General features: G+C 69.4%; 12 protein-coding genes. 9 read left to right on the forward strand and 3 right to left on the reverse strand.

The features are described 5' to 3' along the window. Positions 1-589 precede the first annotated feature (589 nt). From OHU89_RS32130 to OHU89_RS32150, 5 genes are all read left to right on the forward strand, one after another. Positions 590-2,089 (forward strand): DUF4012 domain-containing protein, encoded by a 1,500-nt coding sequence (locus tag OHU89_RS32130; RefSeq protein ID WP_405648082.1) that lies wholly within the window; start codon positions 590-592, stop codon positions 2,087-2,089. A 263-nt stretch (positions 2,090-2,352) separates the two neighbouring features. After that, entirely contained in the window at positions 2,353-4,269 is a 1,917-nt protein-coding gene (locus OHU89_RS32135) for an SDR family NAD(P)-dependent oxidoreductase (protein ID WP_405648084.1), read from the forward strand. Continuing rightward, the gene (locus tag OHU89_RS32140) at positions 4,266-4,970 is read left to right on the forward strand and encodes a sugar transferase (protein ID WP_405648086.1); all 705 of its coding nucleotides are present in this window, start codon (positions 4,266-4,268) and stop codon (positions 4,968-4,970) included. The genes OHU89_RS32135 and OHU89_RS32140 overlap by 4 nt, the downstream gene beginning before the upstream one ends. After that, entirely contained in the window at positions 4,963-6,126 is a 1,164-nt protein-coding gene (locus OHU89_RS32145; protein ID WP_405648088.1) for a DegT/DnrJ/EryC1/StrS family aminotransferase, read from the forward strand. Before OHU89_RS32140 ends, OHU89_RS32145 begins: the two co-directional genes overlap by 8 nt. 37 nt (positions 6,127-6,163) lie before the next feature. After that, complete coding sequence (locus OHU89_RS32150) at positions 6,164-6,412, forward strand: hypothetical protein (RefSeq protein WP_405648090.1); 249 nt, start codon at positions 6,164-6,166, stop codon at positions 6,410-6,412. Here OHU89_RS32150 and OHU89_RS32155 read toward each other — a convergent pair. From OHU89_RS32155 to OHU89_RS32165, 3 genes are read right to left on the reverse strand one after another with little or no spacing between them, the layout of a single operon-like run. After that, a complete protein-coding gene (locus tag OHU89_RS32155; protein WP_405648092.1) occupies positions 6,370-6,987 on the reverse strand; it encodes an acetyltransferase in 618 nt (205 codons plus the stop codon). The genes OHU89_RS32150 and OHU89_RS32155 overlap by 43 nt on opposite strands. Then, positions 6,984-8,291 (reverse strand): glycosyltransferase family 4 protein, encoded by a 1,308-nt coding sequence (locus OHU89_RS32160; protein WP_405648094.1) that lies wholly within the window; start codon positions 8,289-8,291, stop codon positions 6,984-6,986. The genes OHU89_RS32155 and OHU89_RS32160 overlap by 4 nt, the downstream gene beginning before the upstream one ends. Then, on the reverse strand, positions 8,288-9,247 hold the full coding sequence (locus OHU89_RS32165; RefSeq protein ID WP_405648096.1) for a UDP-N-acetylglucosamine 2-epimerase: 960 nt from the start codon (positions 9,245-9,247) through the stop codon (positions 8,288-8,290). Before OHU89_RS32165 ends, OHU89_RS32160 begins: the two co-directional genes overlap by 4 nt. Before the next feature lie 314 nt (positions 9,248-9,561). Here OHU89_RS32165 and OHU89_RS32170 point away from each other — a divergent pair, with 314 nt between their 5' ends. The 4 genes from OHU89_RS32170 to OHU89_RS32185 are packed head-to-tail and all read left to right on the forward strand — an operon-like array spanning position 9,562 to position 15,320. Continuing rightward, positions 9,562-12,225: an O-antigen ligase family protein gene (locus OHU89_RS32170; RefSeq protein ID WP_405648098.1), complete on the forward strand. Its 2,664-nt coding sequence runs from the start codon at positions 9,562-9,564 to the stop codon at positions 12,223-12,225. Further along, entirely contained in the window at positions 12,222-13,445 is a 1,224-nt protein-coding gene (locus OHU89_RS32175) for a glycosyltransferase family 4 protein (protein ID WP_405648100.1), read from the forward strand. The genes OHU89_RS32170 and OHU89_RS32175 overlap by 4 nt, the downstream gene beginning before the upstream one ends. Beyond that, positions 13,442-14,140, forward strand: coding sequence for a D-glucuronyl C5-epimerase family protein (locus OHU89_RS32180; protein ID WP_405648103.1), 699 nt, complete (start codon positions 13,442-13,444; stop codon positions 14,138-14,140). Before OHU89_RS32175 ends, OHU89_RS32180 begins: the two co-directional genes overlap by 4 nt. Then, entirely contained in the window at positions 14,127-15,320 is a 1,194-nt protein-coding gene (locus OHU89_RS32185; protein WP_405648105.1) for a glycosyltransferase family 4 protein, read from the forward strand. The genes OHU89_RS32180 and OHU89_RS32185 overlap by 14 nt, the downstream gene beginning before the upstream one ends. Positions 15,321-15,380 lie beyond the last annotated feature (60 nt).

Consider the following 15,380-nt stretch of genomic DNA (forward strand, 5'->3'; position numbering starts at 1 on the left):
GATGCCGGTTCTCAACCGAAGAATCGACGGCTTCACGCAGTGAGCCTTTTTGAACTTCAGTTTTTCTTGGGCGTGTCACGAACGCTGTAGGAGGCGTCGATGCAGGAGCTTCTGGAAGCGTTGCCGTGTGAGAGATCGAGGCTAGGCCGTTCGGACCAAGTTTCCCGCCATCTGGCGTGGTGACGCTTGCAATGCGTCTTAGTGACTGTCATTACTGATCCACGAAAAATGCTTGGTTCCGGTGGACCCTTCGATTCATGGGTAGGCAATGAAGGCAGGGAAGGACCCAGCGTGCAGCCGGAAGGGCGCTGTGGAGAGTGCGCGGGCATTCGCGGCTCTGATGTTACGGCGCCGCCACCGGGTCTTCCTCTGGGTTGCCGGAGCCGTCGGTCTGTTGTCCGCCGCGTCGGCCGGTTTCCTGGTGTGGGAGGTCCGCGCGGTCCAGAGCAATCTTGCTGCGGCTCAGGTGGCCACTGACCGACTGCAAGCGGAGATGGCCCGTCATCGCCGGCCCTCAGCCGAGGGGTTGGGCGACATCCGGAGACACACAGCTGCCGCCCGGAGCGCGGCCGGCACGCCGGTGTGGAGCGTGGCCGAGGCCCTCCCACTGATGGGTCCACCGCTCCGCTCTGCCCGGGGGCTGAGTGTCGCCGCCGACGAGATGGCCACCGGGGTGCTGCCAGAGGCCGTGCGACTGCATCAGATGCTCGCGTCCGGCCGGATCGTGTCCCACGGTCGCGTCGACCTCCGTCGGCTTTCGGCTGCCACGGACCTGCTGGGGAATGTGGACCGTCAGCTGACCGGAATCGAGACGAGTTTGGATGGCCTGCCCGGCTCGACAGTGGTCGGTCGCCTCGACATGGCACGGCAGCGGCTGTCCGACAGAGTGGCACGCCTTTCCGACTCGGTCTCCCAGGCGGAGGCGACGACGCGGCTGCTGATGCCTCTTCTGGGTGCCTCGGGGCCACGCTCCTACTTTCTGGCCTTCCAGAACAATGCCGAGGCCCGGGGCACCGGTGGCCTCGTAGGTACCTTTGGTATCTTGACCGCCGACCGTGGTCGCATCACTTTGCACGACTTTGCGTCGGATGACACGCTGCCGCGCACCTCGACCCCCGTGGTGAACTTCGGACCGGCGTTCGACCGCCGGTACGGAGCTGCTGAGAGCACGCAGGGGCTGGCCAATTCCAACCTGTCCGCTCATTTTCCCTATGCGGCGCAGATCTGGGTGGGCTTGTGGCAGCGGCATACGGGGCAGCGTCTCGATGGGGCCATCGCGGCCGATCCTGTGGGACTTGCCCGTGTCCTCAGAGCCACGGGGCCGGTCCGACTTCCGGACGGAAAGCAGCTGACGGCGGATAACACCGTAGAGCTCACCGAGAGCACCCTTTACGCGTCGTACAGCAACATCGAACGAAAGCGTTTCCTGGTACAGCTCGCACAGTCAGTCGCTGCTGCCTTGCTGGGTCACCACCATGATTCGGCGGCCCTCCTCCACGCACTGCGGCAGAACGTCGACGACGGCCGACTGCGTGTGTGGAGCAGAGATGCCTCCACCGAGTCGGCACTCGAAGAAGCCGGGCTGGCCGGCGACGTCCCCGAGAGAACAGGGCCGTTCGCCTATCTCGTGGTCAACAATTCCGCAGGCAACAAAATGGACTACTATCTGCGGCGGTCGTTGACCTACGAGCTTGGTCCTTGCGAGGGCGGTACTCGTTCCAGCGTGGTGCGAATCAGGCTGACAAACACCGCTCCCGCTGCGGGCCTGCCTGCCCTCGTACCTCTCCGTTCCGACGATCCCCGGCGCTCACACCTCCGGGGGTCCACAAGCATCTGGCTTTCGCTGTACGCCAGTTCCGGTGCGCGGTTCACCGGTGGGACGCTGGACGGGCGGCGACTTCTGTTGTCGTCGACCGAGGAGCGCGGTCACCCCGTACTCGGGACGCAGGTGGAACTCCTGCCCGGTCAGACGCGAGAAGTGGACATTCGTCTGCTGGAACCGGCTTCCGACCGCGCCCCCGTGGTGCCCTTGCAGCCGTTGGCATGGCCGCAGACCACCAAGGTGCGTATCCAGCCGTGCGTGAAGTAGTCGGGCCGCTTGAGTGAACCTCAAGGTGCGCACGCCCGCTCAAGAAGGGCGCAGCGGGACTCATCCAGCCGAGCAGCGAAAAGTCAAGTCTGCCAGAACGCAAGAAATATTCTGATCCACCCAAAAGGATGCGGCGGCGTCCGTGGACATGCCGTCGGCAAAGTGTCGGAATAGGTCTTTGGCACATGACAACCTGCTGATCGGGGTTCACCTTGCGTGGGGAATGCGCGGGCAACGACAAGCTGACAGCGGTTCATCCTGCGGTGTTCCACACCGCACAGGAAAGCCGCGTTGTGCCGGGTGGTTGGTCTGACGTTGCCGCCCGGTACCGCCGGCCGACGGTGCAAGCCGCCATAGACGCGATCGCATGGACTTGCGGCCTGTTGATTGCCGGCCTGATCACCAGCGGCGCTTCCGATCCGCTCGTCGGACCAGGCGATCTGGTGATCATCTGTGCTGTCACATCGACAGCAGCGGTACTGGCCGGGGCCGTGTGCGGGCTCTACTCCGGGCGCTATCAGGCCGAGACCGGCGCGGAGTTGAGCGCGGTGCTGGTCTCCGCCGGGCTGACCGGGCTCCTTCTGGAGGGCATCTGCCAGGCGGGGCTTCCCCTGGTGGGCGAAAAGCCAGGCGTGGCCGGCCTCGCCGCCCTGGTCGGCGTGCTTGCCATGATCACCGTGAGGGCCGCAGTCGCGGCCATCCGGCGCAGGCCGAGACGGCCCGCGCCGACCGCCGTCAAGGTGATCGTGTTCGGTGCGGGCAGCGCCGGAACGCAACTGGTGCAGCGGCTGATCGGCCAGCCTGGCGCGCGGTACCAACCGGTTGCCCTGCTGGATGACGACCCAGGCAAGCGCCGACTGCGGATCTGCGGTATCCGTGTGCGCGGCGGGCGGGACCGGCTCGCGGAGGTCGCTGCCGAGACCGGGGCGACGGTCATGGTGATCGCGATCGCCGGCGGGTGCCGGGGCGATCAAGTGATCCGCGAGCTGATCACGCTGGCCGAGTCGATCGGGCTGATCACGAAGGTGATTCCGCGCGTTGAGGAACTGGTCGCCGGACCGGCGCGGATCGACGACGTCCGCGACCCGCGGATCACTCAGCTGCTGGGCCGCGATCCGATCCGGCTGGACCTTGAATCGGCTGCCGGTCAATTCGCCGGACGCCGCATCCTTGTCACCGGCGCCGGCGGCTCGATCGGTTCGGAGCTGTGCCGCCAGTTGCACCGGCTGGGTCCCGCGTCGCTGGTGATGCTCGACCGGGACGAGTCAGCTCTGCATGCGATCCAGCTCGCGCTGCACGGCCGTGCACTGCTCGATTCCGACGAGGTCGTACTCGCCGACATCACAGATGCCTCCCGCATCCGCGAGGTCTTCGCGCAGTCCCGCCCCGAGATCGTGTTCCACACGGCGGCGGTGAAACACCTGCCGCTGCTCGAGCGGTATCCGGCCGAGGCGCTGAAGACGAACGTGGCCGGCACGCTGAACGTGCTGCAAGCGGCTGCGGCCTGTGGCGTGCGGTCGTTCGTGAACGTCTCCACCGACAAGGCGGCCGACCCGGTCAGTGTCCTCGGCACCTCCAAACGGATTACCGAGCGGCTCACCGCCCACCTGGCCGGTGAATTCCCCGGGACCTGGGTGTCCGTCAGATTCGGCAACGTCCTGGGCAGCCGGGGTTCGCTGCTCGGCTCGCTGTCCGCGCAGATCGCTGCGGGCGGCCCGGTCACCGTGACTCACCCTCAGGTCGCTCGCTACTTCATGACAGCCACCGAAGCCGTCCAACTGGTGCTGCAGGCCGTGACCGTCGGGGAGAGCGGTGAGGTCCTCGTCCTTGACATGGGAGAACAGGTCCGCATCGTCGACCTCGCCCGTCGCATGGCCGCCTCGGCATCGCGGCACGTCGAGATCGTCTTCACCGGGCTGCGGCCCGGCGAAAAGCTGACCGAGGACCTGCTGGGCAAGGGGGAGCCTGACCACCGGCCGAGGCATCCGCTGGTCAGGCAGGTGCCGGTGCCCGTACTCGATGCCGGTGAGGTCATCGGGATCGGTCACCTCACCGATGCCGATGAGGTACGCGCCGCCCTGGCGCGTCTCGCCGTCGCGCCCGGCCCCGAGCAGTCGGCCGACCAGCCCGCGCTGCCCGGCCAGCCCGGCCAGCCCGGAAAAGCGGAGGCCAGCAGATGACCGCCCCGCCTCTGTCAGGCCGGTACCCGGCAGACCCAGCGCCCGGCGGCGACCGGGTCGGCGACCGGGTGCCTCACCGCAGGTCGTACCGCGGCAAGCGACCGCTGGACCTGGTCGTGGTCAGCCTGATCATCGTGCCGGCCGCTCTGCTCTGCGCGATCGCCGCGCTGGCGCACCTGCTCGCGCATGGCAGACCCGTACTGTTCCGGCAGCAGCGGGTCGGCCGGGACGGCCGCCCGTTCGTCCTGCTGAAACTGCGCACGATGCGGAGTGTTCCGGCCGGCGCGGAGCAACCGGGTGACGCCGATACTGCCCGGGTGACCGCGGTCGGCCGGGTACTGCGCCGCACGTCCCTTGACGAGTTGCCGCAGCTGGTCAATGTGCTGCGCGGACAGATGAGCCTGGTAGGGCCCAGGCCGACCTTGCCCTACCAGGTAAGCCGGTACACCGATCGTCAGCAGTTGCGGCTGCTGGCCACCCCAGGCCTGACCGGCCTGGCGCAGGTGCATGGGCGACAGCGGCTGAGCTGGCCGGAGCGCATCGAGTGGGATCTGCGTTACGTACTCCGCCCGAGCTTCCGGCTCGACCTGGCCATCTTGTTCCTCTCCGTCTGGACGGTCCTGGCCGGGGGCGGAGCCACCGCCAGCCACGACAACGATCCGATCGCCCGCAAACCAGAAGGGATGCTCTCAGGTGGCTGACAGCAACGTCCGGATCCGGCTTGCCAGTCCCGACCTCGGTGAGGAGGAGGGTGAGGCGGTACGCAGGGTCCTGCGCAGCGGTGTTCTCACCAACGGCGCGGAGAACGAGGCCTTCGCGCAGGAGTTCGCCGACCGGCATCAGGCGCGTTTCGGTGTGACGTTCTGCACCGGCACGGCCGCGCTGCATGCGATGTTGCTCGCCGAGGGCATCGGCCCCGGCGACGAGGTGATCGTCCCGTCGATGACCTTCGTCGCCACCGCGACATCGGTGTGCCACGTCGGGGCCACCCCGGTGTTCGCCGACATCGACCCGCGGACGTTCAACCTCGACCCGCTGTCGGTCGCGACCCGGATCACCCAGGCCACGCGGGCGGTCATGACCGTCCACTACGCCGGGCAGCCCGGTGACCTCGACGGGCTGGCGCGGGTATGCGGCGCGGCCGGCGTGCCGTTGCTGGAGGACGCCGCGCAGGCGGCCGGCGCCGAGTACCGCGGCAGACCGGTCGGCACCTTCGGCCGGTCGGCCATGTTCAGCTTCACCCCTACCAAGAACATCACCACCGGTGAGGGCGGCATCGTGCTGACCAACGACCCGGACGTCGCAAAGCGGCTGAAACTGCTCCGCAACCATGGTCAGACCGGGCTGTACCGGCATGAGAGCCTCGGCTACAACTGGCGGCTGACCGAGATGCAGGCCGCGATCGGCCGGGTGCAACTGCGCAAGCTGGACGGCATCCTGGGGCGCAAACAGCTGATCGCGGAATCACTGACCCAGCGGCTGGCCGGGCTGCCCGGCCTGACGACGCCGCATCAGCTACCCGATGCCCGGGGAAGCTGGATGCTCTACACCTGCCTGCTTCCCGGCATCCGCGACCAAGTGCTCGCCGACCTGTTGGACCAGGGCATCGAAGCACGGATCTACTTCCCGCCGGTGCACCGGCAGCCGATCTTCGCCCGGGGGAACGGCGGCACCGGGGACGCCGCGGCACTGCCGGTGACCGAGGCCATCGCCCAGGCGATGCTCTCGCTGCCGGTGCACCACCGGCTGACCGAGGCCGAGGTGACCGAGATCGCCGACGCGGTGACCACCGCCGTCGGCCGGGCAACCGCGTCGCGGAATGCCACGGATCAGCCGATGCCGGTTGGTGCCCGGTGACCGCGCATCACGAGCGGGCGTACACGGCTTGGGCGCGATGGGCCAGAACCGCGCCCAGGTCCTGGCCGCGCTGCCCGGTGTACGTCTGGTCACGGCCCGCGATCGGGACCTGACCGGCGGCACGGCGGTGCCCGGCCTGCCCGTGCTGCCGGACCTGCACCAGTCGCTCGCGCTGGACGTGGACTCCTGCAGGGGATCTGCGCGGACGCCGGGTGCTGGGGATCCCGTGACCGAACCGGACGGTCAGGGCTCCCGGGCCCTGGCGGGGACGCCGACGACCACCTGACCGACGGCGACATCGCGGGTCACCAGAGCCGCGGCGCCGACCATGACGGACGGCCCGATCCGCCGGCCCTGGAGCACGGCGGCGTTACTGCCCACCGTGGACCCGGCGCCGATGGTCACGTTGCCGGCGATGTTGGCCCCCGGCAGGATCGTCACGAAATCCTCGAGCACCGTGTCGTGACCGATGCTGGCCTGGTAGTTGACCTGGACGTGTGCGCCGGTGACGGTGCCGGTGGAGATGAACGCCTGACCCAGCACAACGCAGCCACGCCCGATCCTGGCGCCGGGGGAGACAACTGCACGCGGGTCGATCACTGTCGCCGCTCGCAGGCCGCGATCTTCGAACTCCCGGGCCAGCCTGCGGCGCACGTCGGCGTCGGCGATCGCGACCACGAACTCGTTCCGCTGCCCGCCGGACGCAGCCAACTGCCCGGGCAGCAGCACCGGACAGCCGTCCACCATAGTGGCTGCCGGGTGCTCGTCCACGAAAACCACTTCGGGTGCCGCGGCTGTCGCCCTCACCGCGTCCAGCGTCTCCCTGCCGAAGCCGCCTGCGCCCACGATGTGCAGCGTCACAGCAGTGCCTCCGTCACCGGGCCCCCGCGCCGCACCGGTTCCGAGACCGCGGCCAGGAACGCGCCTGCCAGCGCGGTCATGCCGTGATGCTGGTAGACCCAGCGGCGGCCGCGCTCGCCCATCCGCTCCCGTTCGGCCTCGCTCGTCGCGGCCAGCCCGGCCAGCGCGCCCGCCATTTCGGCCGGTGACTCGGCGGGCACGCACACGCCGCCGCCGGACTCGCGCACCGGGCCGCCGGGCGCGTTGCTCGCGAACAGCACGGGCTTGCCGGACGCCAAGTAGTCGAACAGCTTGTTGCTGCTCAGGCCGTACTTGAAGACCGCGACATCGCGCAGGCAGAACAGCGTCACATCCAGCTCGGCCAGCACGGCCGGCACGGCCTGCTTCGGCACCGGCGGCCAGAACAGCACGTTGTCCAGGCCATGCCGGTGAGCGAGCCGCTGGCACGCGGCCTTCTCCTGGCCGTCGCCGACCATCACCACAGCGACCTGCGGATGGCCGGGGCCCCGCAACTCCGCCGCGGCCGCGACAATGGTCGCCACCCCGTTGGCCGGTCCGTGCGAGCCGATGTAGCCGGCGGTGAGACAACCGTCCTTGCGAAAGCGCCTGATCCGCTCGATCAGGTCGGCGGCCCGGTCCCCGGGGGCCGCAACGTTCGGGTCGGCCGGCTCACCCGGTTCCATCGGCCGGGGGAAGTCGGCGATCCCGTTCGGCACATAATGAATCTTGGTGGCCGGGACGCCACGGGCCTGCAGGTAGTCGGCGGCACCCGGCAGCAGGCAGATCACGGCGGACGCACGCCGACAGCAGAAGGATTCGGCCAGCCGAAGCAGCCGGGCAGGCAGCCCGTTCGCGCGCAGCGCGCCCATGTCGATCAGCGTCTGCGGCCACAGATCGCGTACCTCGAAGACGAAGCGGGCGCGGCGGACGCGGGCCGCCAGCCAGGCGGCGAGCACCGCGGCCAGGTGTACTGATGAGCCGACGATCACATCCGGCCGGTTCAGGCCGCGCTGCGTCGAGAGCACCCGGGCCGCATAGCGGGCCATGTTCAGCACGCGGCGGTATCCGTTGCCGGTGTAGGGCGGCGTGCGGACCCAGACGAAGCGGACGCCGTCGATCGTCCGGGTGGCCACCTTCTCGCCGGGCGCGAGCCGTTCCTCGCGTCTGCTGAAATGGCTGAAGCTGCTGGCGAAGACGGTGACGTCGTGCCCCTTTGCCGCCAGCACCCGGCCCACCTCGTAGTGCCGGGTGCCGGCGGCGCAGTCCGGTGGCGCCGCGTAGTGGTTGAAGATCCAGATCCTCATGTCCTCACCTCCGCCGAAGCCGCCCTGCCGCACCTGACGGCGTGCCGAGCAATGGGCTCGTCGTGGGCCCGTGACGCCAGTACGTCGATGATCCTGACGGCGGCTTCACCGTCACCGAAGGGCGTTGGCGGCCCGGCCACTGCCGCCGGCAGCTCTCGGAGATCGGGCACCAGGACGTTCGAGCCCTGCAGAGTCTCCGGCCACTGCGTCTCGGCGCACAGTGTGCTGCACGGGACCTCGAGCACCAGTGCCCCTTCTGCAGGCCGCAGGAGTTGGTGATCAGCCCGTCGGCTCCGGCCGACGTGGCGATCACGCTCCGGTGAGGCAGCGGGTCTGCCGCCCGCAGTGAGCCGCCCGACAGGTCGATGTCGAACTCCCGGGCTCTGACGGCGAGTTGTGGGTGTACAGGCAGCCGGACGGGTTTGGGGCAGGCGGCGAGCGCGGCAACTATCGCGGCCGGCCGGTCCGGAGCGTCGGTGGTGGCCTGCCTCCTGCCGGTGCACGGCGGCGAGCGGGTAGAGCCCTTGATGCCCGGTCAGGAACGGTGAATGCCGTTCCTCACCCGACCCCGGCCACCGGTCCCTGGTCACCCGGTGCGTGTCCGCCGTCAGACCGCCGACCGGCAGCGAGCGAGCGGTCAGACCCTCGGCGGCCACATTGGCCATCGCCACCGTGGTCCGGGCGAGCAGCAGGCCGGCCAGATGATCGGCCTCGATCCGGTTGCGTTCCTCGGGCATCGTCCGGTCGAAGGACCGCAGGCGCGCCTCCAGGTGCGCGATGGGCAGTTCTCGTGCCGCCGCCGCGAGCGTTCCGGCGAGGGTGGAGTTGGTGTCGCCGTAGGGCAGTAGCCAGTCCAGGCGTTCCCGCGCGGTGTGCACGATCAGGTGTTCATCGCCGCGGCGGGCGAGCTGCCACGCGATCGCCGGCTTGACGAACTGCGGACGTGCACCGACCACGCTGAGCACTTTCACAACTGCGTTCCCCTGTCCTGCCCGGTCCTCCGCGCCGGAAAAGCCTTCTCCTGACGTCTGGCCAGGCCGGCCGTGGACGGCCCGACACGGAGAAAACTACTACTGTGCGCGCCCATATGGATACTTTCTGTCACCTATGCCGCTACATTGTGCCTGCATGCCGAGGCGGCGAGACCGTCCCCCGCCCCGCAGCGCCGATTCCGACTCGCGACTCCGGAGGCTGTTCCCTGGTGCAGTCGATCATGAAAAGTCTCCGCACCCAGCTGCCAGGGGTAAGTCCCGCGGCGATCGGGGGCACAGTGGCCGCGCGACTGCTGGCCACGGCGATGAGCTTCGCGGCGGGCGTCATCGTCGCGCGGGACATGGGGGTGCAAGGCAGGGCCACGTTCGCGGTCATGATCTCGGCCCCCGCCGTGCTCAGCGTCGTCGCGGTCCTGGGTGTGGACAACGCCAACGCCCGGTTCGCCGGAACCTCACACACCGCATTCCGGCAGATCGTGCGGTGGAGCGTGGTGTTCTCCCTAATTACCGGTTCGGCCCTGGCGGGGCTGTGGCTGCTGCTCGGCCATCTCTGGCCGGTCGTGCTGCTTGGCGTGCCGTTCCGGCTTGCGCTGGTCGCGGCCACCATGTGCCCGATGACCCTGCTGACCATGCTGCTCGGCACTGCTGAGATCGGCCGTGGCCGGGTCAGGACGTACAACCTCGCGAGCATCGTCCCCGCGGGCTGCCACCTCGTCGGAGTCTGCGGCCTGCTCGCCACGGGATCGCTGACCCCCACCAGTTGTTTCCTGGCGGCGCTGGCCGGGCAGCTGCTCTGCGCCGGGGTGCTCCTGATCGCGGCCACCGCCCGGGTCCACGCCGATGGTGAACCGGTGTCCGCCCGGACCTTCGGGACCTTCGCCATCAGGGCCTATCTCCCGAATCTCATCCATTACGGAATGCTGCGCCTCGACGTGCCGGTGATCCAGCTGCTTGCCGGGGCGACGGCCGTCGCCATGTACGCCGTGGCGCTGCCCCTGGCTGAGGTGATGTTCCTGCTCCCGACGGCGGTTGCGCTGGTGATGTTTCCCGCGGTCACGTCGGGTGCCGTCGATGCGCGGGCGGCGGCCAGGATTGCCCGGACCGTGTTCGCTGCCGCCGCCGTGTCGGCCGCCGTGGCGGCGGCAGTTGCGCCCGTGCTGATCCCAGCGGTCTACGGGCGGCCGTACTCCGGTGCCGTGCAGGTGCTCTGGGCGATGCTCCCCGGCCTCGTGCTGTTCAGCGTGGGCCGCTCGCTCCAGGCATACCTGGCGCCGGCCGACCTGCTCCGGCCGGTGATCGCAGCCACCGCGATGGCTGCGATGGTCAACATCGCGCTGCTCGTTGCCTTGACTCCCCGGTACGCCGCGGTCGGTGCCGGTATCGCTGACTCGGCCGGATACCTGGTGTTCGCGGTGCTGGTCGGCCGCGGTGTTCGGCTGGGCGTCCGCGCCCGTCGTGGGTTTCCGGCCGAGCCCGCCACCGAGGAGGGGTCGGCCGCCCCGGCGCGCCCGCCGGTTGGGCGACTGTCGGCCAAGACGGTCGGCGACCGCTGGCGGGCCGCGTGCCCGAGGCTGATGAGGTCCGTCCTGGCCAGTAGAGCACCCGTGGTCACGGCGGGGCTCCTGACCGCGGCGGGTGCCGGCTGTCTCGTGACGGCGTACAGCCCCGCCGTCGGCGCCGCGAGCGCTGCCGGGCTTACGGTCATCGTGCTGGCCTGTCTGCTGATCCCGAACGCGGGTCTGTATCTGCTCGCGGCCGCGATCCCGCTCTCGCAGTCCGACGTCGGGACTTCGCTGATCAGCCCGAAACGGCTGATCGCTCTGATGCTCATCTGCCTGCTGGGCCGCGTCGTCGCCGGCCGGGGGATCGCGTGGCCGAAGCTGATCGGCGCCCTGATCACTGTCGGCACGGTCGGTTACATGGTGACCGCCAGCGCCGTGATCGGCCACACCGATCTGCCGGGTACCGGCAAATGGCAGCACCTGCTGCTGATGTGCGCGCCGCTGATGCTGCTGCCACTGGTCGCCGAACCTGGACGGGCTCTCGACCGGGCACTCTTGGTGTTCTGCTGCGGCAGCGTGATTCTGGCCGTGATCGAGATTGTTCAGGTCGGCTCCCTCTTCGCGACGACGACGGATCTCGCCCCTGTCGACACCGCCGTTATGGCCATCACTCAAGAGGACGCGGCCAACCACAACGCCGTGGGTGCCCTGTTCGTCATGGCGGCCGCAGTCCTGCTCGGGCGCTATCCGGCCGTCCGGGAGCGCCTGCCGAGGCTGGCAACCGGCGCCGGGGTCGTCGTGCTTGCCCTGGGGGTTGCGTACTCGCTGAGCCGCGCAGCCTTTCTGGCGGGCATCGCGGTGGTCGCGCTCTACGCCCTGCGCAGATCGCTGCGCGGTGTCCTGGCCCTGGGCGCCGGTGCGGCCTGCCTGGTACCGCTGCTGCCCGCCGCGATCGCGGCCCGCTTCGGCTCGATCCTCGGCGGCGGCACTCCGGACGCCAGCTCCGCAGTACGGCTCGACCTGTGGAGCAGCGCACTGCGGATGTTCGAGGCGCACCCGATCTTCGGTGTCGGATATCTGAACTTCGCCAGCCAGTTGCCCGCCTACTACCAAGCCACCGGTGATTACGAGGTCATGTTCCTACCGCTCCCGCTCCTGGATTTCGCACACAACACCTATCTGACAGTGCTCTCACAGACCGGCCTGGTGGGCGCGGTCGGGGTCTGCTCGCTTGCCGTGCTCGGCGCCCGCCGGGCATGGTGCGCGCTCCGCTCCGGTGCTCCGGCGGGCGAGGCGGCTCTGCTGGCCATGGTCGGTGCCGGGGTCTGCTCGCTCTTCGGCGAGATCCTTATGGTCCCCCCGCTGCTGGCCGCTCTGATGCTGATCGTCCTGGCCGCGAAACCGGTTCCGGCCGACGCACCGGCACAGGTGGCCCGATGAGTACGTCGACGATCGGCAAGCCGCGGCCGCTGCGCATCCTGCAGATCACCTCGACCGCCGTCGGCGGAAGCTGGTTCCACGATCAGGTGCGGGGCCTGGCCGAACTGGGCAACGAGGTGTGCGCGGTGCTGCCCCGCGAGGGCCCGCTTGCCGACCGGTTGCGTGCAATCGAGGGCGTCCGGGTGGAAATCATCCCGTTCGGACTGTCCTGGCGGATGAGGCAACTGCCGGGGCTGACGGCTGCGCAGTGGCGGCTGGCGAAGTTCGTCAGGGAATACAAGCCGGATGTCATCCATTCGCATCTGATCATCGCGATGTTCGTGGCCCGTGTGGCGTCGGCCGCCTACCGGCCGGCGCTGGTCGTGTCGCAGGTTCCGGGACTGGTGCATCTACGGATGGCGCCCTTCCGGATCCTGGAGTGGCTTTCGCTGCGTCGGGACGATCTGGTGCTCGGATCGTGCCGCGCGATCGCGCACCGCTACCAGGCCATGGGGGCGCGGTCGGTCGCGGTCAGCTACTACGGCTGCGACGTGCACCGGTTCGATCCGGCGACCCCGCCGGAGCCGTTCCGCCGTGAGTTCGGGCTCGGCGACGACACGCCGGCCGTGGGCATGGTCGCCTACATGTACCCGAGCAAGTTGCGCGATTTCCGTCAGATTGGTGTCAAGGGGCACGAAGTCTTCATCGACGCCGTCCCGCTGATCCTGCGACAAAACCCCAGTGCCAGGTTCTTCGTGGTCGGTGACGAACTGATCGGTGACGGGGAGTACCGGCGCGAGCTGGAACGCCGTGCCGCCCGGCTCGGCGTCGCCGACCGGATCCGGTTCACCGGGATCCGGTCCGACATCAGCTCGGTCATGGCCGGGCTGGACGTACTGGTGAACCCATCCATGGACGAGTCCGCCTGCTACACCATGGTGGAGGCGTTGCTCATGCGTAAGGGCGTCGTGGCGACCGACGTCGGTGGCCTGCCGGACACCGTCCAGCACGGTCGCACCGGCCTGCTGATTCCGCCCGCCGATCCGGCGGCACTGGCACAGGCCGTGAATTCACTGCTCGCCGATCCCGCAGATAGTCTCCGCATGGCCGGCCGCGGCCGTGAACTCGTGCTCCGGCAGTTCGATATCGCCGGGACAGTGAGGCAGGTGAACGATCTGTACCACCAGGCACTGGCCGCGCGAGGGCGTCGCAGGCAGCTCCGCCGGAAGAATCCAGCGTGAAGGACGGTACGCGGGCCGGAACGACGCTGCCGGGTGACATGCCGACCGGCCAGCCGGGCAGGTACCTGCTCGACCTACGGCCGATGACGGCCGGAAGCATGCTCGACCACGAGCGCGTGGTGGTGCGCCGTGCCGCGACCGGCGAGACCTACCGGAACCCGGTCTCGGTCAGCATGTATGCGCTCGCACAGCACACCGGCGCGCTCGCCGCCGACCGATACCCGGCCACTGGGGACGAACGGTCGCCGGGCGTGCAGGCTCTGCTGACCCAGGCCGCATGGCTGCGCGCCGGCCAGGACAGCAATGGCGGCTGGCGCTGTCCGGTACCAGCGCCCCGGTACCCGGTGCGCCCGGGCTGGTACTCGGCCATGGCCCTGGGCCTGGCGGTGTCTGTGATGCTGCGCGGATACGCCACGACCGGCCGGCGGTCCTTCCTCGATGCGAGCGAGGGCGCGGTGGAACTGATGCTCCGGCCGCTGGACGCGGGCGGTTGCTCGCACTACGACCGACTGGGGAGCCCTTTCCTCAACGGTGCGGTCTTCGCCCTCTTCGGTCTCTGTGAGCTGAGCGCCGACCCGCGATGGCCGGCGGTGGCCATCGCGTGGGACCGCTACACGCGCAGTCCGGCCAGCCAGCTGCGGGCTGCGGCGGGCAAGGGCCGGTTCGTACTCAAGGAGCGCCGTGCCCGGTCATGACCAGGCCCGACGGCTCGGCGTCTGCGATGCGCCGGCCGCGCCGCTGCGCGTCGTCCTGCTCGCGTCGGCCACGTCGGCGCACACCCGGCGCTGGGCGGACGATCTGGCCATGCGGGGGCATCAGGTGACTGTCTGCAGCTGGCATGAGCCGGGCCTGCGTCCCGACGGCTGGCGAGCCGTGTCCGCCCCCACCGGGGCGTGCCTGCCGTTGCGGGCAGTGCGCGGGGGGCACTGGCTGCGCCGTGAGGTACGCCGGGCGCGGCCGGATGTCATCCACGTCCATTCGCTCGGCGTGCACGGGGCGCTCTCCCTTCTGCTGCCGGTCCACCCGGCAGTGCCGGTGGTGATCACTCCGTGGGGATCCGAACTGCGTGCGGCGGACCGGCGTTCAGGCCGGGCGCTGGTCGCTCGGCTGGCGCTCCGGCGGGCCGCACGCGTGGTGCCGACCTCCCGGGAGGTGGCTGAGCTGGTCGCGAGCCGATACCGGGTCCTCTCTTCACGGATCACGGTCCTTTCCTGGGGGGTACCGGACGCGCTGCTGGATGCAGGAAACGACGCCGATCCCCGGTTGACGCGCGCGAAGTACGGCATTCCGGCCGGAGTCACGGTCGCGCTGTCGGTCCGCAGCACGTCGGAGGTCTACCGGACCCACGAGATTCTCGCGGCATTCACCCGTGCCGCGCGAGTCCGGCCCGACCTGTTCCTTGTGTTGGTGGCGGGTCACCAGCCGACTCATGCCGGCGCCAGACGCGCACAGCAGGAATATCTCGCACTTCTGCGCGCCCGGGCACAAGATCTGCCCGGCCGGGTCGCCGTCATCGATCAGCCACTCGGCCAGGCCGAGATGTTCAGCCTGATGCGCGCAAGCGATGCGGCGATTTCGGTTCCCCAGGCCGACCAGCGAAGCTCATCGGTGCTCGAAGCCGCGGCTGCCGGGTGCCGGCTGCTGCTCTCCGACATCGCGCCCTACCGAGAACTGCTGGCGGAGGGCCTGCTGGCGGATCTGCTTCCCGATCCGCTGGTCAGCTCGCTGGCTGACGCTCTCTCAAACGCAGGGCCGCTGAATGCGAATGATCGCCTGTCCAATCGGATGCTGATCAGCCAGGCCGAGCGCGGCTCCCTGAAGGTCGCGGAACTCGAACGGCTGTACAGGGATGTGGCCCGCGCGGGGACGGTGTGATCAGGGCCCCACTGTATGCGGAGGGCAACGAGGAGTTGGTGCCTCGTGCCGGGAGGCCCC

Origin of the sequence: Streptomyces sp. NBC_00019 (assembly GCF_045041015.1) — a bacterium.
Taxonomy (GTDB): Bacteria; Actinomycetota; Actinomycetes; order Streptomycetales; family Streptomycetaceae; genus Streptomyces.

Coding starts and splice junctions, on each gene's coding strand:
- OHU89_RS32140 (WP_405648086.1), top strand. CDS start 4,266: ATGACCGCCCCGCCTCTGTCAGGCCGGTACCCGGCAGACCCAGCGCCC.
- OHU89_RS32150 (WP_405648090.1), top strand. CDS start 6,164: ATGGGCCAGAACCGCGCCCAGGTCCTGGCCGCGCTGCCCGGTGTACGT.
- OHU89_RS32160 (WP_405648094.1), bottom strand. CDS start 8,291: ATGAGGATCTGGATCTTCAACCACTACGCGGCGCCACCGGACTGCGCC.
- OHU89_RS32175 (WP_405648100.1), top strand. CDS start 12,222: ATGAGTACGTCGACGATCGGCAAGCCGCGGCCGCTGCGCATCCTGCAG.